The following is a 21,595-nucleotide window of genomic DNA, read 5'->3' as shown; positions in this document are numbered from 1 at the left end:
TCTCCGTGGAAGGGAGGCGATGACGCTCACTGCGCGACCACCGTCTGCTTGAAGACCACTTTCTCGTATGGCTGGACCGCGCGCTGGCCGTCGCTGTCGAACGCGATGTCGCCCGTGACGCCGTCGTAACCCTTGCCGATCGCGTCCAGTGCTGCGCGGATCTTCGCCGGGTCCGGTGAATGGGCGCTGTTGATGGCCGCCGCCGCGAGCATCGTGGCGTCATATGCATAGCTGCCGAACGCGGAGCGCGGCGCCTCCTTGTAGGCGGCCTGGTAGGCGTCGGCGTAGGACTTTGCGTTCGTGCCGCCCGCCGCGACTTCGAGTCCAATCTGTCCCTGCGCGATCTGCGGCGTCGTATCGCTCGTGCACATCGTCAGATAGATTCCATACCAGGGCTGCTTGTTGAGCTGCATTTCGTACGCCTGACGGTTCAATGTTGCGGCTTCCTGGCCGTACGCGCTGTAGACGTAAGCGTCGGGTTTCGCGCGCGCGGCCTGCTCCAGTTCGCGGCGATAGGTCGACTGCCCCTCGGTATAGAGCACGAGCGACACAACCGTGCCGCCGAGCGCCTCGAAGCGTTTCTTGAACTCGGTCGCAAGACCTTGTCCGTAGCCGTTGTTCGGCGCGATGAACGCAACGTGATGCAGGTTGCGCGCGTAGACGTCCTGCGCGGCGAAACGTGCCGACAGGTCGTCGAGTCCGATCACGCTGAACGAGCCCGTGCCGATCTTGCGGATCTGCTGGCTCGATGAACCGATGTTGATGTGCACTTCACCCTGTCTGACGAGGAACTGACCGATCGGGATCGTCACCGACGATGAGAACTCGCCGAGCACGACGGGTACGTGATCAACGGTGGCAAGCTTGCGCGTCGCGTCGAGCGCGGTATTCGCCGTGCCGCCTGAGTCCTCGATCCTGACCTGCAGCTTCTGGCCAAGCACGCCGCCCTGCGCATTGATCTTCGCGACGGCGAGTTCGATACCGCGCCGCTGGTCCTCACCAATCGACGCGCTCGATCCGCTCAGTGGCAATACAGCACCCAGGTTGACCTCAGCCCATGCGTTCGACGCGCACAGATACCACGCGACCACGGCCCCGACACTCCAGCGACACAGGTTCATCGTGCTTCTCCAAATGAAGGTTGAACATGATTTGATATACACAAGTGTCTACAGAATTGCTGATCAAAAATACTTGTGCGACAAATTTTTGATGGAATTTTCGTGTCCGGTCACGAGTCCGGAAAAGGCTATTTAATCCCGTATTTGAAGCATTAAATGCACATCTAAAGGTCATCTCTTGCACCATTCAGGAATCGATGTTCCAGGTTGGGGCGAGGGCTGATTTTATTGAAAATGTGTATACAGTTGTGAATTATGAGTGCTAGGATCGGCCTCAAGGTGAATGGCCATAAGAGAGGCGGTTCGATGGATATCAAGCGTTATGGAACAGGCGACCGGATGAGCCAGATGGTGGCGGCGGGCGGATTCGCTTTTATCGCCGGGCAGGTGGCGGACGATACGTCGCTCGACGTCGCCGGCCAGACCCGGCAGATTCTCGACAAGCTCGACCGCTTGCTGGAGGAGGCGGGGCTCGACAAGCGCCGGATCGTATCCGCCAGCATCTGGCTCGCGGACCATCGCAGTTTCGCCGACATGAACAAGATCTGGGATGCGTGGGTGCCGAAAGGCCATGCCCCCGCACGCGCCTGTGTCGAGTCGAAGCTTGCATTTCCGCAGTTCACGGTCGAGATCGCGGCGATCGCGGCGCTGTAGGCACAGACTAACTAACCCTCGGAGAGTCCGGATGAAAACCGTCGTGCTTGGTGGCGGAATCGTCGGCGTAACCACCGCCTATTTTCTGGCGAAGGCAGGCGACGAGGTGGTTGTACTCGATCGCCGCGACGGTGTCGCTCTCGAAACCAGTTTTGCGAACGCCGGCCTGATTGCGCCGGGGCATTCGTATACCTGGGCGTCGCCGCGCGCGCCGAAGATCCTGCTCAAGTCGCTGTTTACAGAAGGGCAGGCGCTGCGGCTCAAGCCGAAGGCCGACTGGCGGATGTGGGCGTGGTGCTGGCTGTTCCTGCAGAACTGCACCGTCGAACGTTCGCGCCGCAATACGTCGATCAAGGTGCGGCTTTGCCGCTATGCCCAGCAGCAGTTACAGGAAGCGACTCGCGAGGAGGGGCTGGTCTACGACCGGATCAGTGGCGGACTGCTGTATCTGTATCGCGATCCCGCGTCGTTCGAGCGTGGCGTGTCGAACATGGCGATCCTCGCCGACAATGGCTTACCGCTGGAAACACTCGACCGGCAGGCCGTGATTGCACGCGAACCGGCACTGCGTGCGGCCGGCGGCGATATCGCCGGGGCTATCTACTGTCCAACCGACGAGAGCGGTGACGCACATCTGTTTACGCGAGCGCTCGAGCGGCGCTGCCGCGAGATCGGCGTCGATTTCCGGTTCGGTACTGCCATCGACGGCATCCGTGCTAGTGGAGACGCCGTCGACTACGTGCAGACCTCGGCGGGCCGGGTCACGGCCGACCGCTTCGTACTCGCGCTCGGTTCATACTCGCCGCTGCTGGCTCGTGGGCTCGGCTACCGGCTGCCTATCTATCCGGTCAAGGGGTATTCGGTGACGCTGCCGATCGATGCGTCGCACGAATCGCCGACGCTTGGTGGGGTCGAGGAAAACCAGCTGGTCGCCTGGGCGCGCTTCGGGCAGCGTCTGCGTCTGACGGCCACTGCGGAGTTTTGCGGCTATGACACGGCGCACGCACCCACCGATTTTGCGCACATGCTTGCGACGGCACGGGCGCTGTTTCCGAACGGCGCCGACTACGCTCAGCCGTCCTACTGGGCAGGATTGCGGCCGATGACACCGGAAGGCACGCCGCTGATCGGTGCGACCCGACATCGCAATCTGTTTCTCAACACGGGGCACGGACACATGGGATGGACCATGTCCTGCGGCACCGCGAAGATCCTCTCCGACCTGATGAATGGACGGCAACCCGAGATTGACATCACAGGGATGACATTACAGTGAGCGAACTTCTCTCGAATCACATTGAACGTAGCGTGGACGCCTATGCTCGCTTTGGGTTCTCGCTGGATGATGGAATCGCGCGGCGTGCGGCGATTGGCCTTGTCGTGCTCGCCACGGATCACACGATCGAATACGAATGGCGCCGCATGTTTTCGCTCGAAGGCGTCGCGTTCTACGAGAGCCGCGTGGCGAATTCGGCCGAGATCACGGCAGCCACACTCCAGCAGATGGACGGCCGGATCTGCGCGAGCGTGGAGCTGATCCGGCCCGGCGAGCGTCTCGATGTCGTGGCGTTCGGCTGTACATCGGCGTCGATGGTGCTCGGCGAGGAGCGGGTGTTCGAACGGATTCGCGAGGCGCGTCCCGGCATTGCGTGCACGACGCCGATCACCGCGGCGCGCGTGGGGCTCGGCGCGCTCGGTGCGCGCGGCGTCGCGCTCCTCACGCCATACGAGCGGCCGATCAACGAGGCGATGGCGCGCTACTTGCAGGCGCGCGGCGTGGATATCGTCCGGATGGGATCATTCGAGCACCGCGACGACAACGAAGTCGCGCGGATCGACCGTGCCTCGCTCGAGCACGCCGTGTTCGAACTAGCGAGCGATCCTGCGGTCGACGCCGTGTTCGTGTCGTGTACCAGCCTGCGGCTCGTCGACGCGATCGCCGGCCTGGAGGCGCGACTCGACAAACCGATTCTGTCGAGTAATCATGCATTGGCCTGGCACGCGCTGCGGCTCGCGGGTGTCACCGATACGCTGCCCCAATTCGGCCGGTTGTTCACGGTCTGAGGCATGTGTCCGCAGGACAGGGGCGTGCCCGCGGTGCGCAACGTGCCGCCGCCTGGAAGCCTGGCAAGGTAGTCGATAATGAGCAGTCACAGATCGAATCAGGAGACGAAATGGCAGCGAATTCCGTGATGGTGCGGAACGTGCGTCCCGGTGCGCGGGACTCCGTCGCGCCGAAGCGCACGGGGATGACGGTCAACGAGATTTACGAGCAGTTGAAGCAGATGGCGGTGCTGTACCAGATCCGGCCGGGCGAGCGCGTCAACGAACTTGAGCTGGCGGAGCGTTTCGACGTGAGCCGCACGCCGATTCGCGAGGCGCTCAACCGGCTGGTGGCGGAGAACCTGTTGGCGTTTGTGCCGAACCGTGGATTTTTCATTCGAGAACTGGACGGGAAGGACGTGTTCGATCTCTTTGAATTGAGACGTTCGATCGAATCGACGGCGGTCATGCTCGCATGCGAGCGAGCGTCCGACAACGACATCAAGGCACTGCGCCGCTTCTGGAAGCAGGTGATGAAGAGCGCGGAACGGATGCCGTCGGACGAGCTTGTCGTGAAGGATGAGCAGTTCCATCTGGAACTGGCCGCGATGTCGGGCAATGGGGAGATCGGGCGGGTGCTGCAGGGAATCAATGCACGGATTCACTACGTGCGCTGGGTCGACGTCGATCAGCGCCGCAACGAGGCGTTCGCCGAGCACCTGCAGATTCTCGACGCACTGGCAGAGCGCGATGTCGCGCGTTGTGTGGCGTTGACAGATACCCACATCCGCTGGCGCATGGAGGAGATCACGCGCGTTGTCCATGCGAGTGTCGTGAAGCTATACGCGAAATAATGGGTGGCACGGCACGCGCCGAAGGCCTTCCAACGGGACAGCAGCAATCGAAAGGAGGAAGTGGCCGTCCACGAACAGGGCGGCGAAACTTTACTTTTGCTATGAGGCGTCGTCATGAAACATGGCACGTTGATAACGCTGTACAAGCCGAGCGCGGAGCAGGCCGATCATCTGCTGCGCCTGCCTGCCCTAAGCCCCGTCGTCGTCGCGGTCGACAACTCCCCGCAGACGGACCCCGTCCTGCATGCACGCCTCGCCGCGCACGGCATTGACGTGATCGCCAATCACAACCGCGGTGGCATCGCCGGTGCATTCAACATGGGCGTGGAATTCCTGATAGAACGCGGCTGCGACGTGTTCTTCATCTTCGATCAGGATTCGATGATTCCGGACGATTACTTCGAACGGATGCTGCAGGGATGCGCATCGGTTGGGGACCGGCGCTTTCTCGTCGGACCGCGCATTTTTAACCTGAACTTCCGGCGCGACCTGCCGCTCTTCACCGTGCGGCGCTGGTCGGCGCAGATCATGCCAATCCGTGACGGGGCGCATGGGTTGCAACCGTGCTCGGTGATCATCTCGTCCGGCACCGCCATCTCGCTCGAAGCGTACCGTGCGCTGGGCCGGTTTCGCGAGGATTTCTTCATCGACCATGTTGACGCGGAATACTGCATGCGTGCCCAGGCTCGTGGTGTGCCTGTGTGTGTGAACGCGGACGTGTCACTGCCGCACGAACTGGGTAAACCGACGCCGGCGCAGCACTGGCCGCGCGTCGAGATTTTCGATCAAAGCGCGCTGCGACACTACTATGCAGCGCGTAACTGTATCCTCGTCGCACGTGACTACTGGCGTAGCTATCCTGCTCTGGTGCTGATCAACCTGATCACGCTCAAGCATCTTGCGTTCGTGCTGCTCCACGCCCGGCAAAAACGCATGAAGGTGCAGGCGATCCTGTGCGGGATCGCGGACGGCCTGCGCGGGAGATATGGCCGGGTTTGACTTCGCGAAGGTACCTGGCTAGACCGATACTTTGATAGGTAACAGGGTGTTGAACAGAAGTAATTAATTAGTAATCTTAAGTTAATTATGTGAGGAAGCGAGATGAATGGAACCATGCCAATCACGCGTCGCTACACGGGCGCCTTCTCCGTGGCGCCCACCATTTTCACCGAAACGGGTGCGCTGGATCTCGACGGGCAGAAGCGCTGCGTAGATTTCATCATTGATGCGGGCGCCGACGGACTCTGCATTCTCGCCAACTACTCGGAACAGTTCTCGCTGACCGACGGCGAGCGCGCGCTGCTCACTGCCACGATCCTTGATCACGTTGCCGGACGCGTGCCCGTGATCGTCACGACCACGCATTTCAATCCGGCAATCTGTGCTGCGCGCAGCCGCGCGGCAGAGGAAGCCGGTGCGGCGATGGTGATGATCATGCCGCCCTATCACGGTGCCACGATCCGCTGCAACGAGACTGCGATCGAGCGCTTCTTTACGGAGGTGTCGGACGCCATCGAGATTCCGATCATGTATCAGGACGCGCCGATGAGCGGCACGACGGTATCCGCGGCGTTTCTCGCCCGACTGGCACGGGAGATCCGCAACATGCGCTACTTCAAGATCGAGGTGCCGCAGTCGGCGGCGAAACTGCGCGAGTTGATCGAACTCGGCGGCGATGCGATAGAAGGGCCGTGGGATGGCGAAGAGGCGATCACGCTGCTGGCCGATCTCGATGCGGGCGCGACAGGCAGCATTCTCGGCGGCGGCTATCCGGACGGCCTGCAGCCGATCCTGAAGGCCTATCTGGCAGGAAATCGCGAAGAAGCGGTGGCTGGCTACGCGCGCTGGTTGCCGCTCATCAACTACGAAAACCGCCAATGCGGACTGATCGCCTGCAAGGCGCTAATGAAAGAGGGCGGGGTGATCGCGTCGGACGCCGTGCGCCGGCCGCTCGCGCCGTTGCATCCGGCGACGCGTGCCGGGCTGATCGAGATCGCAAAGCGACTCGACGCGCAGGTGTTGCGCTGGGCCCAATGACCGTGGGCATGGCATCGACGAGCTCGTCGGCAAGACTCGCACAGCGGGACGCCGCGCGCTCGTAGTGCCAGTCTCACGTAGACAACTTTATTGGCGAGGTTGTGACAACCCTAACGTGGTCTGCGCCAGTTTCGGGTATTTCCTCGCGACGATCCGCATATCATTCCGCGTTTCCTCGATAATCCAGTCACGCACGTCAGCCACAATTGGCCGTAACGGCTTGTTCGCTGGCGTCACGAGACAGCAGCGCCGGTTCGTCACGATCACTTCCTGTTCGGCAGGCAACAACGCGCCCTCCAACAGCCAGTGCGACACTACATTCAGCCAGCCAAGCGCAATGCCTTGACCTAAAAGCGCCGCTTGCACAACGATCGCGTAATCGCTGAAACTCAGCATGCCCGCCACGTGCCGCCCATGCTCCGCAAAGGTGCTGAAGCGCTCATGCCAGCCGCGCTGCTCGTCGTCCATCACGATTACGGTGTCGCCATGCGCGCGGCCCGCGTCCGTCAACGCCGCCTCGTGATAGCGCTCGTTGCACACGGGCAGCAGCGTCTCGGGCATCACCAGTACGGCGTTCTCGTCGAGCTCGCCATCGTGCAGAAAACGCATGCCCAGGTCGACGTCATTGAGCGGCCCGCCGATGCGCCCTGAAATCAGCTGAAAGCGCAAATCGACTGAGGGAAACGCCTGATTCAAACGGCTCATGCGCGGCATCAGCCAGTGCGTCGTGAAGGCTGTCGATACCGACAGCGTCACCAGTTCGACGCCCGTCGCCCGCGCCTCGATTTCGCGGATTGCGCTCTCGATGCCGTTGAAACCTTCAGAAATCTTGAGGTACAGGATCCGGCCGCTTTCGGTCAGCTCGATGCCGCCGCGTACGCGCTCGAACAGGCGCACGCCAATATGATCCTCCATGCGCGCGAGCATCCGGCTTACGGCCGGCTGACTCACATACAGCTCTTGCGCCGCGCGCGTGAAGTTGCCGCAGCGGGCGGCCGCTTCGAACACGAACAGCGCATTGGCGCTGGGGAGTTTCTTGCGAAGGTTTGGCATGACTTCATGTTATGCCTGATCCAACAATTTGGGAATTGCCGTCAAAAAGAACCGGACTTATATTTTTCTCAACGCAGCCCAACCAGCGGGACACAGGCCATGGATGCACGAGCGAAAACGGGAGTGTCGATCAGGTCGGCAATGAAGCGGTACGGTCCAGTGGTCGCGCTGGACGACGTATCGCTCGATATCGTGCCGGGCGAATTCGTGTCGCTGCTCGGGCCGTCGGGATCGGGCAAGACGACGCTGCTCGGCATCCTCGGCGGCTTTGTTCAGCCTACGTCGGGCACCGTCTGGGTTGGCGACCGGGACATTACATTTGCGCCGCCGCACAAGCGCAACATCGGGATCGTGTTTCAGAACTACGCGCTATTCCCGCATATGAGCGTCGGCGAGAACGTCGCCTTTGCGCTGCGCGCGCGCCGCGAGCCCAAATCAGGGTGGTCGAAGAAAGTCGCCGATGCGCTCGCGATGGTCGAGCTGAGCGGCTACGAAGGGCGCAGCGTGCATCAGCTTTCCGGTGGTCAGAAACAACGGGTGGCGCTTGCACGCGCGATTGTCTTCGAGCCGCAACTGATCCTGATGGACGAACCGCTCTCCGCACTCGACAAGCAGTTGCGCGAAACGATGCAGATCGAACTGCGCCGCCTGCATCGCAAGCTCGGCGCGACGATTATCAACGTCACGCACGATCAGCGCGAAGCGCTCACGATGAGCGACCGCGTCGCGGTGTTGAAAGACGGCAAGCTCGTGCAGATCGATACCCCAGAAGGTCTCTATGACCGCCCGTGCAATGTGTTCGTCGCGAGCTTTATCGGCGAAGCGACGTTGCTCGACGTGAGCCGCGCCGGTGACGATGCCGTGCGTCTGGGCGATGCTGTTTTGCGCACCGCTCATCCTTTGCCGCGGGCAGACAGATTGCTGCTCGCCGTGCAGACCGAAAAGCTCGTGATCGATGACGGTGACGCTCATGCAGGCACCAACCGCCTGTCTTGTCGCGTCACCGAGGTGCTGTATCAGGGCGAGAGCCTGCGTGTGTTCGCCGCGCTCGCCGACGGCACATCGATCAGCCTCCGCCAGCCCGGCAGCCATGGTGCGCGCCGGCGCATTCCATCGCCGGGCGGGCAGATGACGGTCGCACTCGATCCGCAGGACACCATCGTCGTGCCCGCCTGATTTCATTTACCGCCTGTGCATGGGCACTCCGTCTGACGCGATTCACGCAAACTGCAAAAGGATGATGCAATGAAGCTCACCGATTTCAAGGTCCTGACGTTCGATGTCGTCGGCACGCTGATCAACTTCGAAAAGGGCGTGCTCGCGTCCGTGCGGCGCCTGGGCGGCGCAAAGGCGCAAGACCTCACCGACGACCAGATCTTCGAGCCGTACATGCGCGGCCGCGCGAGGTACCCGGGACGTTCGAGCCGCGAGATGGCGAATGTGTATCTGTCGCTCGCTAAAGAGCTTGGCTTGCCCGACGATGCGCAATCGGCTGCCGCGTTTCAGCGTGATGTGCTCGAATGGCCGGCGTTCGACGACTCCGTTGTCGCACTGAAGCGCCTGCGCAAGCATTTCCGTCTGGTCGCGATGACGAATGCGGACCGCGTTGCGTTGTCGGTGTATGCGCACACGCTCGGCGATCCGTTCGACGACACCGTCTGCTGCGACGAGACTGGCGTCGCGAAACCAGATCCGCAATTCTTCGCCTACAACCGCGGACGTCAGGCCGCATTCGGATACAAGTTCGGCGAGATTCTGCACACGGCGCAAAGCCAGTATCACGACATCGGCGTCGCGACGAAGCTCGGCTATGCAACATGCTGGATCGAACGACGCCAGAGCTTGAAGGGCTTCGGTGCGACGCCGGCGCCTGAAGCCGTCACCGAGCCGACGTTCAGATTCGCGACGCTCGCCGCACTTGCGGATGCCGTCGAAGCCGAAGCGCGCGCCGCCTGATCATGCTTGTGCCGAGGATGCCGTACAGGCCGCAGCCGGACTCGCTATGGCGGGCGATGGCTGCACGCTCGCCCGTTACGCATGCGCCCATCAGCATAGGCGCACCGCTCGCGCGCGATCTGATTGTTGACGTGGCGATCATCGGCGCGGGGTATTCGGGACTGTCGGCAGCGTATGCGTTGCAACGGCGCGGTGTCGATTGCGCGGTGTTCGATGCGAACCCCATTGGCTGGGGGGCGAGCGGGCGCAATGGTGGCGTGGTGTCGTCGAAGTTTAGGCTGTCGTTTCCGGCGATTGCGAACAGCTGGGATCTCGATACCGCAAAGCGCATGCATCGCCTCGCGCATGAAGGCGTGCGTGCCGTAGAAGCGTTCATCGATGAATTCAAGCTGGAGCGCGCGCAGTTCGAACACACGGGCAGTCTGCGTTGCGCGCATACCGAGCGCGCGTTGGCATCGATTCGAGCCGAAGCGGATTGGGTGCGCAAAGAGCTAAACGATACATCGATGATCGCGCTGTCGCGTGAGGAAGTGATGCGTGAGACGGGGTCGAAGGGCTTTGCCGGCGGTGTGCTGAGCGCCGACGCGGGCACGATCCTGCCGCTCGAATATGTGCGGGGCATTGCGCGCGGTCTGACGGCGCGCCGTGTGCCGATCTATGAATCGACGCCCGTTCTGGAGATGACGCGTGCGCAAGGCGGCGTGCTGCTGCGCATGCCCGGTGGCACAGTGCGCGCGAAACAGGTGATCGTCGCGACGAACGCCTATTCGAATCTCACCGATGCCACGTCGCCCTATCAATGCGAACTCGTACCGTTCCGCAGCGCGATGATTGCGACGGAACCGCTGCCTGCGGAACTGGACGCAAAGCTCATGATTCATCGCCGCAGCTACACCGAAACGCGCCGCATGATGAAGTGGTTCCGCAAAGTGGATGGGCGCATACTGTTTGGCGGGCGCGATGCGTTTGGCAAGGAAGGGCAGGCAACCGGCTTCGACGCGTTGCGGCGCGCGATGGTCGCGTTGTTTCCCGATCTCGTGAATGTGCGTGTCGCGTACCGCTGGTCGGGCTACGTCGGCATGACGTTCAATGCGCTGCCGCATGTCGGGCGCAGCGATGATGCCACAACGTTCTGTCTCGGATATAACGGAGCAGGCGTCGCGATGGCCAGTCTGATCGGCCAGCATGCCGCGGCGCTCGCACTCGGGGAAACTCCGGAGCTTGCGCTGCTCGCACAGGACGGTTTGCGGCCGGTGCCCTTTCATTCGTTGCGCGCGCCGGGGGTCCGGCTTGTTGCTGCGTGGTATCAGTTTCTCGACGCCGTGGGTGCATGATGACGACCGCCAAGCGGCTTTTTCAGGAACACACCTTGATGCAGGCTGTGACAAAAGACGCGTCGGTTCGCCATCAACAGCGCGAAGATCGCGCGATGCTGCTGTTGATGGCGCCTGCGCTGCTGGTCGTCGTAGTGCTGCTTGTCGTACCGCTTGCGTGGCTGTCCTGGCAATCGGTCTATCACGATGGCGCATTCACGCTCGTCAACTACCGGCGGATTTTTACGGGCGCGTATCTGGATACATTCCTGCTGACGTTCAAGCTCAGCATCATTGTGACGCTCGTCACGCTGCTGCTCGGCTATCCCGTTGCGTATTTTGCGGCGTCCCTGCCGCCCAGATGGAGTGCGTTGATACTCGGCATGGTGATTCTGCCGTTCTGGACCAGCGTGCTCGTGCGCACGTATGCCTGGCTCGTGCTTCTGCAACGCACAGGTCTCGTGAACAAGGCGCTGATGTCGATGGGGCTGATCGATCGGCCCATTCAGCTCGCGTATAACCAGTTCGGCACGATCGTCGCGATGGTGCATATCCTGCTGCCGTTCATGGTGCTGCCGCTCTATTCTGCGATGCAAAAGATTCCGTCGAATCTCTCGCAGGCAGGCGCAAGCCTCGGCGGCTCGCCGCTGCACGTGTTTCGGCGTGTGTTCCTGCCGCTGTCGATGAGCGGTGTCGTCGCGGGCATGACTCTCGTGTTCGTGTTGTGTCTCGGCTTTTACATCACGCCGGAACTGATGGGCGGGGGCAAGTCGATCATGGTGTCGATGGTCGTGAGCCGCAATGTCGAGATTTACAACAGCTGGGGCGCGGCGAGTGCGGTGAGTGTCGTGCTGCTGATCTGCGTGTTCGCGATCTTCTTCGCCGCGAGCCGCGTGATTCCCCTCGAAAAGACGCTGGGGGCGAAATGAACAGGATCTCATTTGGAAGGATTGGGCTGGGTGCCGGCGTCGTGCTGATCCTTGCCTTTCTGATGCTGCCGGTGGTGATCGTCGTGCCGCTGTCGTTCTCCGATACGCGCTTCATGACGTTCCCGCCGCCCGCGTATTCGCTGCGCTGGTATCACTCGTTCTTCGACAACCCGGCGTGGATCGACGCGGCGCGCACGACGCTGATCGCATCCTTTAGCGCAGCATTGATCGCAACGCCTTTGGGCATTGCAGCGGCGTATGGCATTCAGCACGGCTCGCACTGGTCGATGAAGTATCTGCGCACGCTGATGCTGCTGCCGTTGATGGTGCCGATCATTATCGTCGCGGTGGGCGTGTTCTTCGTGTTCACACAGGCTGGCTACGTGAACACGTTGGGCGGGTTGATCGTCGCCGATGCGATGCTCGGGTTGCCGTACGTGCTTATCTCTGTTGGAGCGGACCTCAGGACGTTCGACCGCACTCAGGAAATGGTCGCACGCAGTCTCGGCATGAACCGCTTTCGCAGCTTCATGGCGGTGACGCTGCCGCAGATCAAGGCGAGCGTGATTTCGGGTGCGGTGTTCGTGTTCATTCAGGCGCTCGATGAAACCGTCGTCGCGCTTTTCATATCGGGTGGCTCGAACCAGACGTTGACGCGGCGCATGTTCGTCACGCTGCGCGACGAAATCGACCCGACCATCGCCGCGATCAGCACGATGCTGACGGCGCTAACGTTGTGCCTCGTGATGATCGTTGTCGTGAGCCGCCGGTCGTCCGCATCGACGCTCGCACGAGCCTGATCGTTTCTTGAGGTGAAGGGGGGATTTGGGGATTAAACGGCTTTGCCGCGCAACATATCCGACACCCGCTCCGCGATCATGATCGTCGGGATGTTGGTGTTGGCGCACGGAATGGACGGCATCAGAGATGCATCGCACACATGCAGCCCTTCGATGCCGTACACAGCGCCTGTCGCATCGGTCACTGCCAGAGGATCATCCCGCGCTCCCATTCGGCACGTACCCGACGGATGCCACGTGCCGCCTACCGATTTCGTGACGAACTGGGTCATCGCGTGATCGTCGGCTAGCAGTTCTTCGATGGAAACGCCTTGCGTGACCACACTTCGGATTAACTCCCCACGCAACGGCCCTGCGATATCGAGCAGCACACTCAGCGTTCCGCGCAGAAATGCATTCCATGCGCCCGGTACCGCGATGGCCGCGACACGCGGCGAATAACTCGACGGAAAGACCGTGCCGCGATGGGACGACATCGACGGTGCGGTGAGTGTCTGGGCGCCGAAGCGCAGAGCGAGCTTCAGTCGTTCGAGATCGCGCTGGTCGGAGAGCATCGCGAAGTCGACGCTGGGTTCATCGAAAGGACTGGTTGATGTCAGCTTCAATTGACCGCGCGAATACGATTTGTTGACCCAAAGGAAAATCGTCCCGAACCGATAGCCGACCGAATGCCAACCCGAGCGCGACAGGATCGCACCGTGCATGTCACCAGGCGCTGTACCCGGCAGGCCCGAAGAAAAGCGCACGATGGCCTGCTCATGATGCTCATCGGGAAACGGTGTGCGGGCGTGACGCGGCAAAAATGCGGACACCGCAATCGACGGATGCTCCATCAGATTGCGCCCAACACCTTTTCTGTCCGCACGCACTTCGATACCCAGCGCAGCGAGATCGCTCGCGCATCCTATGCCGCTTCGCATCAGAAGCGCAGGACTATGAATCGCACCCGACGACACGATTACGCGCGCCGCATGCACGTCCTCATAGGTGCCATCGTCACGCAAAACGCGTGCACCGATTGCACGCGGCCCGTCGAACAACACACGTTCGACAACCAGACCCGTGCGTATCGTGAGATTCTTTCGCGCACGAGCAGTATCGTCGAGATAGCATACCGAAGTCGGAATGCGTTCACCTTGTGGGCTCACGGCGATCGATCCAACAAACGCTCCGTCTTCCCAGGGACCGTTCTGGTCGTCGCGCAGTGCATGCCCGCGCTGTTGCAGCGCGCCGAGCATGGCCTGCACGAACGGCGAAATACGCGGCCAGCCTGTTCGCTGAATACGCACGGGCCCACTCGTGCCATGCAGTTCACCGCTGAAATTGACGTCGGTTTCCAGCTTGCGAAAGTACGGCAGACACGCTTGCCAGTTCCATCCACATGCTCCGAGTGCTTCCCATTCGTCGTAATCGGCGGGCGCACCGCGATTGGCCATCAACGCGTTGATGGCAGATCCGCCACCCAGCAGCTTTGCCTGCTCATAGCGGCGCGGCGCAGCCGGTGCGCTGATCCGGGCCTTCAGTTGCCGCCAGATGTTGTTCGTGTCGAGATAAGCGCGGCCCGGATAGCGGCTGCGAATCGCAGCCGGCATGCTCTGCGGGGAGATATCTCGGCCCGCTTCGATCAGGCAAACTGTTTTACTTGTTTCTTCGGAGAGGCGTGCGGCCAGCACGCAGCCCGCCGACCCGCCGCCAAGAATCAGATAGTCGATCACGTCGGATGTGTTAACGCGTTCTGCAAATCAAGGGTAACGACGCCGGCGATGAGTGATTTTCTGCGAGCGCGTCGGAAGGGATGAGCGTGTGCGGCTCACTGCATGAATTTCAGCCAGCGCGCTTTCGCCTGGATACCTGCATCCGATGCCCACCATTCCTCGGACATCAACGCCTGCTTCGCTGCATTCTCCGGCGAGCTAGGCAACTCGGACGCGCGTTTCGCCGTGATCTTGCCCGTCTTGAACGCTGCGGGATTACCCGGACCGTAGTCGATATAGAGCGGCAGATTCGCCTGTAGATCCGGTGACACAGCCGCGTTGACGAACTTGATTGCGTCGTTCAGGTTGGGCGCGTTTTTCAGCACGCACAGTTGTGTGTTTTGCAGAATGCCGTCGTTAAACGTGAAATCGACGTCAGGATCGTCCTTGCGCACCGCGCTCGCACGACCGTTCCAGATCATCGTCATATCGACCTCGCCGTCATGCAGCAGCTGTGCAGACTGGCCACCTGATGTCCACCACACGGTGATATCCGGTTTGATCTGCTGGAGTTTCCTGAACGCGCGATCGACATCGAGCGGATACAGCTTGTCGCGTGGCACACCGTCTGCGAGCAGGGCGGCTTCGAGCACCGTCTGCGGGTCGTTGCGCAATGCACGCGTGCCGGGGAAATTCTTCACGTCCCAGAAGTCCTTCCAGCTTTGCGGCACCTTCTTCAAGGTCTTCTTGTTGTAGCCGATGACGGTCGAATAGAACTCGTACGCCACTGAGTACGGCGTGCGATATTTTTCCGGCATGGACGCGGCATTCGGAATATTCGAGAAGTCGAGCTTTTCGAGCAGGCCTTCACGGCCGCCGCGCAGACAGTTCGACGTCGGCGTATCGACCACGTCCCAGATCGGCTTGCCCGTTGCGGCCTGCGCTTTGATCTGCGGCCATGCGTCGGGGATACTGTCCTGATTGACCGTGATGCCGAGTTCTTTGGCAGCGGGATCGAGAATCGCCTTGGTCTGGGCTTCCTGATAAGTGCCGCCTTGCGATACGAACGTAATCTTGCCTGCAGCGTGAGCAGGTGCCATGCTCACGACGCTTAACGCGAGAGTTATGGCTAACGGGCGCAACCTTGGTATGTTGATCACGACTTTTCCTCGACACGGTTGAAACGATAGACGTCGTCCTCGCCGTGCTGTCGGGCCTCCGGCTTGCCGCTGGAAACAAAACAGCTCAGGGATGGCTAAAAATATAGTGAGCCAATTTGGGCGGAGCAACGCCGGAATTGTTGGAGTACCCATGACATGGGGTTATGTCTGATCATTGTTAGTCATTCCGCTGTCCGCGGTAACGGGTAACTCCAATCATGCGATGCCTGAACGCCGTCACTGGGAAGTGCCCGCGCTTTTCATCGGTATCCCAGCCGGATGCGGATTGGCATCGTTGATATCTTCCGGCAGCAGATTGCCGTCTCCGAGACTGGCGTCCGCTTGCGCCGTTTCGGGGGACCGCTCAGGATAGAGATGCCGCTCTGCGACGCTGGCATCGAATGTCCGTGACCACCTGGCAATAACCACCGTGGCGAGGCTGTTGCCGATCGTGTTGCACGTTGCGATGGCCATCGACATGAACCGGTAAACACCGAAGATAATCGCCAACCCTTCCACGGGCAGAACGCCGGTTGAGGTGACGGTCGCGGCGAATACGACGAACGACCCGCCGGACACAGTCGCGGCGCCTTTAGACGTCAACAGCATCAGCAACAACAAACCGATCTGATGCTCCAACGTGATCGACACGTTATACGCGTGCGCAATGAACATCACGCCCATCGACATGAAAAGCGATGTGCCGTCGAGGTTGAATGCGTAGCCTGTCGGCAATACAAGCCCAACGGTCTGCTTGGCGCAACCGAGTCTTTCGAGCTTGATCAAAAGACGCGGCAGCGCGCTTTCCGACGACGCGGTGCCGAGCACAATGAAGATTTCGTCCTTGATGTACCGCAGAAAGCGCCACAGGCTGAATCCTGCCAGCTTTGCAATGATGCCCATCACGACGATTATGAACAGCACGACCACCGCGTAGAAGCTGAGGACGAGTTGCGCCAGCGCAATCAGCACGGCGGTGCCATTGCTGCCGACCGCGTAGGCAACCGCGCCGAGTGTACCGAGCGGTGCAAGCTTCATCACGAGATTGATGAACGAGAACAATGTCTCAGAGACGAGATCGAGCCCCTCGGTGATTCTCACGCGCCGGTGCTCGGGAATCGCGAGAATGCCGATGCCGACCATTACGGCGAGCACTACCACCTGCAGCAGTTCACCTTTGACGAATGCACCGACAAAGTTGTCAGGCACGAGATGCATCACGAACTCGCTGAAACCTTGCGGCGCGGCTTTGGCCACCGTTGCCGGCATCGCGGTGACGGTGACGGACGTCATACCTTTGCCGGTTTGCAGCAGGTTACCGGCGAGCAGGCCGACCATTAGCGCGATGGTCGAGACAACTTCGAAGTAGACAATCGAGCGCCAGCCGACCCGGCCGGCACTCTTCACGTCGCCGGCCGAGGCAATGCCGTGCACGATCGTGAGGAACACCAGTGGCGCGACACCCGCCTTGATGAGCGACAGGAAGATATCGCCGAGCACCTTGAGCTGCGCGCCGAACTTCGGAAACAGCAGTCCGAACGCGATGCCCAGTACCAGTGCGAGCAATACCTGCGTGCCCAGCCTGCGGTAGCGCGGAAGTTTCCTGGGTGGGGCGACGGTCAGTTCGTCGCGCGATGGGTTTGCGTGATTCATCGTGTGCTCCTCCACGTCCCTTGAACGGACGCGTTTAGATATCGCTCGACAGTTCCACCGCGCGGTCCACCATGCGAGGCGCGAGACCCAGGTAGTTGGCGGGATCGGTCATCAGGTCGATAGCCGCACGATCGAAATGCTCGGTTACGGCAGGCAAGGCGGCCAATGCTTCGGCGAGCGTTCCCCCGTTCTCGTTCACCGTGCGGCAGGCGTCGTAGACGATGTCATGAGCCTGCTGACGGCCGGTAAAGGGCGCCATTCCCATCATCACGGCCTCCGCTACGATCAGCCCCTTGCTGATGCCGAGGTTGTGCTTCATACGCCCGGTGTCGACGATCAGGCCGCCCAGCGCGAACTTCGCCTGATGCAACGCACCGGCCGACAGAATGAAGCTCTCGGGAATCGCGATCCATTCGGCTTGCCACGGCCCCGTCGCGCGCTCAAAATCCTGGATCATCGCGTCGACCATCAGGCCCGCTTGTTGACGTACCGCTTTAGCCGCGGCGAGCATCAGTTCGCTGGAAATCGGATTACGCTTTTGCGGCATCGTGCTGCTCGCGCCACGGCCTTTGACAAACGGTTCGTAGACCTCAGCGAATTCGGTCGAGGCCATGATCATGATGTCGAGCGCGATCTTGCCGAGCGAGCCGGTTACGAGCGCAAGCAGGTTCACGGTTTCGGCGAGGCCGTCGCGCGCAACGTGCCATGTCGTGGCAGGCACGCCGAGTTTGAGCTCTTCGGCCAGTGCTTTCTGTACCTCGAAGCCTTTGTCGCCGAGCGACGCGAGGGTTCCCGCCGCGCCGGCAAATTCGACCACTGCCACGCGCGGGCGAAGTTGTGAGAGGCGTTCCTGATGCCGGTCGAACATGGCTAGCCAGATCGCCACTTTGTAGCCGAACGTGACCGGCAGCGCCTGTTGCAAATGGGTGCGGCCAGCCATCGGCGTGTCGCGATGCTTCTTCGCGAGGTCGACGAGGATTCCGCGCAGCTCACGTATGTCGCCATCGATCAGGTCCAGCGCGTCGCGCACCTGAAGCGAAACGGCGGTATCCATGATGTCCTGCGTCGTCGCACCCCAATGCACGTAGCGGCCGGCTTCGCCGCACATGTCGACGAGCTGGTGCACGAGCGGCAGGATCGGATAGCCAACGATGTCGGTTTCCTCGCGCATGTGATCAAAGTCAATCCGCTCGATGCTGGCTTCGCGCGCGATTACCTCGGCGGCTTCAGCGGGAATTACCCCGACGCGCGCCTCAGCTTTCGCTAGCGCCACCTCGACGTCGATATAGCGCTGTACGAGCTCGTAATCGGAAAACAGCGCACGCATCTCCTTAGTGCCAAAGGCGTCGCGAAACAGGATGGAGTCGACCACGGTACTGGCCATCGGGATAGTGCGATTCGTCATTGCGACCTCCAGGAAGACGGAAAAGGGGACGGGTTTAGGACCGATGAAAGCGGCAACGCCCAATATGTCCGGACATATATAAATTAATATGTCCGGACATAACAAACAAGCTATGATTTACCCTGGCGTTCCCAAAAACCGATTTCGACTCGCAAAGCGATGAATAGACCGCACTTCGCCGATATCGCGCGTGACCTGACCGAAGGCATTGCATCCGGACGTTATCCGGTTGGATCGACCCTGCCGACCGAACTGGAATTGCGCGACCACTACCAGACGAGCCGCCATACGGTGCGAGCGGCGCTGCACGAGTTGCAGCAGTTGGGACTGGTGTCGCGCCGCAAGAATGCGGGAACGCGGGTGGAATCGGCTCGACCGAGAAATGACTTCAGACCATCGCTGGCATCGGTGGACGACGTCGTGCAATTCGGCTCCGAGCACTTGCGTTTGGTGCAATCCATGGAGGAGGTCGTAGCGACCGGTAAGCTCGCCACAACGCTGCAATGCGCTGAGGGGGCGCGATGGCTGCGGGTTTCGAGTCTGCGTATTGACGGGGACAGGAAGAGTTCGCCAATCGGCTGGACCGACGTGTATATCGACCCGGCTTACACGGAGGTCGCAGAGGCTGCGCGATTGCAACCGGATACGTTGATCAGTTCGTTAATCGAAGCGCGTTATGGCCGATGCGTTGCGGAAATCCAGCAGGATGTGCATGGCACTCTGATTTCGGCGGATATGGCGGACAGGCTCCATGTCGAGAAGGGGACGGCAGCGCTTGAAATTGTGCGGCGATATCTCGACTCATCTGGCGAGACGTTTGAGGTGTCTATCAGCGTGCATCCGGCGGAGCGTTTCTCTGTTTCGATGCGGCTGAAGCGCTCCGACGCCTGACGCCGATGTCTGCGCTTTATGGATGGTTTACGGGCGGCCAGCGCGTGTGGTGACTCAGGGGCGCCCACTGCTTGTTTCGTTCACGAGTATTGCCCGCGACCGACTCAGCGCCAGGCCAGCGTCAGACCGCGGCAGCTGCGACGATGTCCGCCCATCCTTCCTCGTGCATCGACGGAATCTCCAGAAACCCTTGCGTCACAAACTCCATGAACGCGGTCGCACGCCGCGATAGCAGCCGGCTCGCGCCATATACGATCTGCACCGGAGCCGGCGGCGAAGCGTAGCCGGACAGCAATACTTTCAACTGTCCGCTGCGCAATGCATCTTCGAAAAGCCATAGCGGACCGTATCCTATTCCCATGCCGCTGCTCACTGCCTCGCAAACCGCATCCGGCGAATCGACACGAAAGCGGCCTGTGACAGCCACCTCGGTGTCGAGAAAATTCCACGTCGTTCCTGACGAAAGCAGGGTGTAGACGATGCATTCGTGGTTAGCCAGATCGGTGGGCATTTTCGGCACGCCGCGTCGCTCGAGATAGTCGACGCTCGCAACACACACGCGCCGAAACACACCAATACGCTTTGCACGCAGCGCGCTATCCGACAGGTGCCCAATGCGGATCGCAAGTTCGACCGCCTCGTCGACGAGATCGACGTATCGATCGCTCATTTGCAATTCAAGTTGAAGCCGCGGGTGCCGATCCATAAACGCCCGCATGCGGGGCATCAGGTAGCGCCGACCCAACGTGGTCGGACAGGCCACACGCAGCAGTCCGACGGGCTGCTCATCGCCACGGGCGCTCGACTCCGCCTGGTCGACCGCATCGAGAATCTGCCTGACCTCGGCGTAATAGCGCTCACCTTCCGGTGTGAGGGTGAGTTTGCGCGTCGACCGGTGCATCAGCCGTGTCTCCAGATGCTGTTCGAGCGCTGCGATGTAACGGCTGATGTTGGGCTGACTAAGGCCCAGTTCACGCGCAACTGCCGAAAAGCTACCCATCTCGGCCGCGCGTGCAAAGCAGGTCATCAAGAGGAAACGGTCCAAAGTCCACCTCACTCATACATTGAATGCATGAATCATATACAGATTCTCTGACTTATCGTCGCGGATGAATGGATTCATGATGAGGCCTCGGTCAACAACGGCAGCACGCCGCGATGGACTGTCCTTCATCTAAAGGAGCTCACTTATGTCTCGACTGCAAGGCAAACGCGCTTTGATAACCGGCGGCACCAGCGGCATCGGACTGGAAACTGCAAGGCGGTTTCTCGCCGAAGGTGCGCGCGTTATCGTCACCGGAATCAATCCCGATTCCATCGATCACGCCCGAACTGTCCTCGGTGCCGACACACCAGTGCTGCGCGTAGATTCCGCCAGTGTCGACGCGCAGGCCGGGCTGGCGCAGTCGGTCAAGGACCAGTACGGTCAGCTCGACGTGCTATTTCTCAACGCGGGTATCGCTGTGTGGCAGCCAATCGAGAACTGGACCGAAGCGGATTTTGATCGCTCGTTCGACGTCAACGTTAAGGGTCCTTACTTCCTGATGCAGGCTTTGTTGCCGGTGTTCGCGAACCCGGCGTCGGTAGTGTTGAACACATCGATCAATGCGCACGTCGGGGCCGCACGATCGACGGTGTATGCGGCCACCAAGGCAGCGTTGCTTAGCCTCGCGAAGACGCTATCAACCGAACTGCTACCGCGCGGCGTCCGCGTTAATGCGGTGAGCCCGGGTCCGGTCGACACGCCTCTCTACGACAAGCTCGGTATTCCCGATGCGTATCGCGCCGAGGTCAATCAGCAGATCGTTAACTCGATTCCGGTTGGACGGTTTGGGACGGCGGACGAGATTGCACGCGCCGTCGTATACCTGGCGTCGGATGAATCCGCGTGGACTTTGGGTGCGGAGATTGTGATCGACGGAGGCAGGATGTTGAACGGGTAGGGTGGGCGTGCTCGGGTCCATTCGGGTCGGCTTCGGCCGATCGCATCGGGCAGTAGCCAGCTAATCTGAGACATTCGACGGCCGCGACC

The 21,595-nt window shown here is 60.8% G+C and carries 20 protein-coding genes; 13 read left to right on the top strand and 7 right to left on the bottom strand.

All coding sequences use genetic code 11. From position 1 onward, the window contains the following. Nucleotides 1-26: 26 nt before the first annotated feature. Nucleotides 27-1,121, bottom strand: coding sequence for an ABC transporter substrate-binding protein (locus FFS45_RS16415; protein ID WP_137955693.1), 1,095 nt, complete (start codon nucleotides 1,119-1,121; stop codon nucleotides 27-29). Between the two features lie 306 nt (nucleotides 1,122-1,427). On the opposite strand from FFS45_RS16415, the gene FFS45_RS16410 reads away from it, so the two are divergent. The 6 genes from FFS45_RS16410 to FFS45_RS16385 all read left to right on the top strand — a co-directional run bounded on the left by FFS45_RS16410 (nucleotide 1,428) and on the right by FFS45_RS16385 (nucleotide 6,709). Beyond that, on the top strand, nucleotides 1,428-1,775 hold the full coding sequence (locus FFS45_RS16410) for a RidA family protein (RefSeq protein WP_137955692.1): 348 nt from the start codon (nucleotides 1,428-1,430) through the stop codon (nucleotides 1,773-1,775). 31 nt (nucleotides 1,776-1,806) lie between these two features. Beyond that, nucleotides 1,807-3,051, top strand: a complete 1,245-nt coding sequence (locus tag FFS45_RS16405; protein WP_137955691.1) for a D-amino acid dehydrogenase — start codon at nucleotides 1,807-1,809, stop codon at nucleotides 3,049-3,051. Then, complete coding sequence (locus FFS45_RS16400; protein WP_137955690.1) at nucleotides 3,048-3,839, top strand: Asp/Glu racemase; 792 nt, start codon at nucleotides 3,048-3,050, stop codon at nucleotides 3,837-3,839. The genes FFS45_RS16405 and FFS45_RS16400 overlap by 4 nt, the downstream gene beginning before the upstream one ends. Before the next feature lie 110 nt (nucleotides 3,840-3,949). Continuing rightward, nucleotides 3,950-4,672: a GntR family transcriptional regulator gene (locus tag FFS45_RS16395; protein ID WP_137955689.1), complete on the top strand. Its 723-nt coding sequence runs from the start codon at nucleotides 3,950-3,952 to the stop codon at nucleotides 4,670-4,672. A 114-nt stretch (nucleotides 4,673-4,786) separates the two neighbouring features. Further along, on the top strand, nucleotides 4,787-5,671 hold the full coding sequence (locus FFS45_RS16390) for a glycosyltransferase family 2 protein (protein WP_137955688.1): 885 nt from the start codon (nucleotides 4,787-4,789) through the stop codon (nucleotides 5,669-5,671). Nucleotides 5,672-5,773: 102 nt separating this feature from the next. Then, entirely contained in the window at nucleotides 5,774-6,709 is a 936-nt protein-coding gene (locus FFS45_RS16385; RefSeq protein ID WP_137955687.1) for a dihydrodipicolinate synthase family protein, read from the top strand. A gap of 87 nt (nucleotides 6,710-6,796) precedes the next feature. Here FFS45_RS16385 and FFS45_RS16380 read toward each other — a convergent pair whose 3' ends face one another. Continuing rightward, nucleotides 6,797-7,762, bottom strand: a complete 966-nt coding sequence (locus FFS45_RS16380; protein ID WP_137955686.1) for a LysR family transcriptional regulator — start codon at nucleotides 7,760-7,762, stop codon at nucleotides 6,797-6,799. A 99-nt stretch (nucleotides 7,763-7,861) separates the two neighbouring features. Here FFS45_RS16380 and FFS45_RS16375 point away from each other — a divergent pair, with 99 nt between their 5' ends. The 5 genes from FFS45_RS16375 to FFS45_RS16355 all read left to right on the top strand — a co-directional run bounded on the left by FFS45_RS16375 (nucleotide 7,862) and on the right by FFS45_RS16355 (nucleotide 12,760). Beyond that, the gene (locus tag FFS45_RS16375; protein WP_137955685.1) at nucleotides 7,862-8,938 is read left to right on the top strand and encodes an ABC transporter ATP-binding protein; all 1,077 of its coding nucleotides are present in this window, start codon (nucleotides 7,862-7,864) and stop codon (nucleotides 8,936-8,938) included. 69 nt (nucleotides 8,939-9,007) lie between these two features. Beyond that, a complete protein-coding gene (locus FFS45_RS16370; RefSeq protein ID WP_137955684.1) occupies nucleotides 9,008-9,718 on the top strand; it encodes an HAD-IA family hydrolase in 711 nt (236 codons plus the stop codon). A 2-nt stretch (nucleotides 9,719-9,720) separates the two neighbouring features. Then, complete coding sequence (locus tag FFS45_RS16365; RefSeq protein ID WP_137955683.1) at nucleotides 9,721-11,052, top strand: FAD-binding oxidoreductase; 1,332 nt, start codon at nucleotides 9,721-9,723, stop codon at nucleotides 11,050-11,052. Continuing rightward, nucleotides 11,049-11,960, top strand: coding sequence for an ABC transporter permease (locus FFS45_RS16360; protein ID WP_137955682.1), 912 nt, complete (start codon nucleotides 11,049-11,051; stop codon nucleotides 11,958-11,960). The genes FFS45_RS16365 and FFS45_RS16360 overlap by 4 nt, the downstream gene beginning before the upstream one ends. Continuing rightward, entirely contained in the window at nucleotides 11,957-12,760 is an 804-nt protein-coding gene (locus tag FFS45_RS16355; protein ID WP_137955681.1) for an ABC transporter permease, read from the top strand. Before FFS45_RS16360 ends, FFS45_RS16355 begins: the two co-directional genes overlap by 4 nt. 32 nt (nucleotides 12,761-12,792) lie before the next feature. Here the strand turns inward: FFS45_RS16355 and FFS45_RS16350 are convergent, their stop codons facing one another. From FFS45_RS16350 to FFS45_RS16335, 4 genes are all read right to left on the bottom strand, one after another. Continuing rightward, nucleotides 12,793-14,475, bottom strand: coding sequence for a GMC family oxidoreductase N-terminal domain-containing protein (locus tag FFS45_RS16350; protein ID WP_137955680.1), 1,683 nt, complete (start codon nucleotides 14,473-14,475; stop codon nucleotides 12,793-12,795). A 95-nt stretch (nucleotides 14,476-14,570) separates the two neighbouring features. Continuing rightward, a complete protein-coding gene (locus FFS45_RS16345) occupies nucleotides 14,571-15,554 on the bottom strand; it encodes an ABC transporter substrate-binding protein (RefSeq protein WP_249362808.1) in 984 nt (327 codons plus the stop codon). A gap of 297 nt (nucleotides 15,555-15,851) precedes the next feature. Continuing rightward, nucleotides 15,852-17,267 carry a cation:dicarboxylase symporter family transporter gene (locus FFS45_RS16340; protein WP_137955679.1) on the bottom strand — a complete coding sequence of 472 codons (1,416 nt, stop codon included), beginning with the start codon at nucleotides 17,265-17,267 and terminating at the stop codon, nucleotides 15,852-15,854. A 34-nt stretch (nucleotides 17,268-17,301) separates the two neighbouring features. Next, nucleotides 17,302-18,672 carry an adenylosuccinate lyase family protein gene (locus tag FFS45_RS16335; protein ID WP_137955678.1) on the bottom strand — a complete coding sequence of 457 codons (1,371 nt, stop codon included), beginning with the start codon at nucleotides 18,670-18,672 and terminating at the stop codon, nucleotides 17,302-17,304. A 159-nt stretch (nucleotides 18,673-18,831) separates the two neighbouring features. On the opposite strand from FFS45_RS16335, the gene FFS45_RS16330 reads away from it, so the two are divergent. Then, on the top strand, nucleotides 18,832-19,563 hold the full coding sequence (locus FFS45_RS16330; protein ID WP_137955677.1) for a GntR family transcriptional regulator: 732 nt from the start codon (nucleotides 18,832-18,834) through the stop codon (nucleotides 19,561-19,563). Nucleotides 19,564-19,684: 121 nt separating this feature from the next. On the opposite strand, the gene FFS45_RS16325 is transcribed toward FFS45_RS16330, so the two are convergent. After that, entirely contained in the window at nucleotides 19,685-20,608 is a 924-nt protein-coding gene (locus FFS45_RS16325; RefSeq protein WP_137955676.1) for a LysR family transcriptional regulator, read from the bottom strand. Between the two features lie 145 nt (nucleotides 20,609-20,753). Between FFS45_RS16325 and FFS45_RS16320 the strand changes: the two genes are divergently transcribed. After that, nucleotides 20,754-21,506, top strand: coding sequence for an SDR family oxidoreductase (locus FFS45_RS16320; protein ID WP_137955675.1), 753 nt, complete (start codon nucleotides 20,754-20,756; stop codon nucleotides 21,504-21,506). The last annotated feature ends 89 nt before the right edge of the window (nucleotides 21,507-21,595 follow it).

Source organism: Burkholderia sp. 4M9327F10, from assembly GCF_005503145.1.
Lineage (GTDB): Bacteria > Pseudomonadota > Gammaproteobacteria > Burkholderiales > Burkholderiaceae > Paraburkholderia.
The sequence above is the reverse complement of the archived record's forward strand: the minus strand, read 5'-3'. Positions and strand labels throughout refer to the sequence as shown.

What these genes read in the sequence shown, in the direction of transcription:
- FFS45_RS16380 (WP_137955686.1), bottom strand. Translation starts at nt 7,762, where the DNA reads ATGCCAAACCTTCGCAAGAAACTCCCCAGCGCCAATGCGCTGTTCGTG.
- FFS45_RS16390 (WP_137955688.1), top strand. Translation starts at nt 4,787, where the DNA reads ATGAAACATGGCACGTTGATAACGCTGTACAAGCCGAGCGCGGAGCAG.
- FFS45_RS16345 (WP_249362808.1), bottom strand. Translation starts at nt 15,554, where the DNA reads ATGGCACCTGCTCACGCTGCAGGCAAGATTACGTTCGTATCGCAAGGC.
- FFS45_RS16410 (WP_137955692.1), top strand. Translation starts at nt 1,428, where the DNA reads ATGGATATCAAGCGTTATGGAACAGGCGACCGGATGAGCCAGATGGTG.
- FFS45_RS16415 (WP_137955693.1), bottom strand. Translation starts at nt 1,121, where the DNA reads ATGAACCTGTGTCGCTGGAGTGTCGGGGCCGTGGTCGCGTGGTATCTG.
- FFS45_RS16365 (WP_137955683.1), top strand. Translation starts at nt 9,721, where the DNA reads ATGCTTGTGCCGAGGATGCCGTACAGGCCGCAGCCGGACTCGCTATGG.
- FFS45_RS16330 (WP_137955677.1), top strand. Translation starts at nt 18,832, where the DNA reads ATGAATAGACCGCACTTCGCCGATATCGCGCGTGACCTGACCGAAGGC.
- FFS45_RS16395 (WP_137955689.1), top strand. Translation starts at nt 3,950, where the DNA reads ATGGCAGCGAATTCCGTGATGGTGCGGAACGTGCGTCCCGGTGCGCGG.
- FFS45_RS16405 (WP_137955691.1), top strand. Translation starts at nt 1,807, where the DNA reads ATGAAAACCGTCGTGCTTGGTGGCGGAATCGTCGGCGTAACCACCGCC.
- FFS45_RS16370 (WP_137955684.1), top strand. Translation starts at nt 9,008, where the DNA reads ATGAAGCTCACCGATTTCAAGGTCCTGACGTTCGATGTCGTCGGCACG.
- FFS45_RS16375 (WP_137955685.1), top strand. Translation starts at nt 7,862, where the DNA reads ATGGATGCACGAGCGAAAACGGGAGTGTCGATCAGGTCGGCAATGAAG.
- FFS45_RS16320 (WP_137955675.1), top strand. Translation starts at nt 20,754, where the DNA reads ATGTCTCGACTGCAAGGCAAACGCGCTTTGATAACCGGCGGCACCAGC.
- FFS45_RS16335 (WP_137955678.1), bottom strand. Translation starts at nt 18,672, where the DNA reads ATGACGAATCGCACTATCCCGATGGCCAGTACCGTGGTCGACTCCATC.
- FFS45_RS16360 (WP_137955682.1), top strand. Translation starts at nt 11,049, where the DNA reads ATGATGACGACCGCCAAGCGGCTTTTTCAGGAACACACCTTGATGCAG.
- FFS45_RS16355 (WP_137955681.1), top strand. Translation starts at nt 11,957, where the DNA reads ATGAACAGGATCTCATTTGGAAGGATTGGGCTGGGTGCCGGCGTCGTG.
- FFS45_RS16385 (WP_137955687.1), top strand. Translation starts at nt 5,774, where the DNA reads ATGAATGGAACCATGCCAATCACGCGTCGCTACACGGGCGCCTTCTCC.
- FFS45_RS16340 (WP_137955679.1), bottom strand. Translation starts at nt 17,267, where the DNA reads ATGAATCACGCAAACCCATCGCGCGACGAACTGACCGTCGCCCCACCC.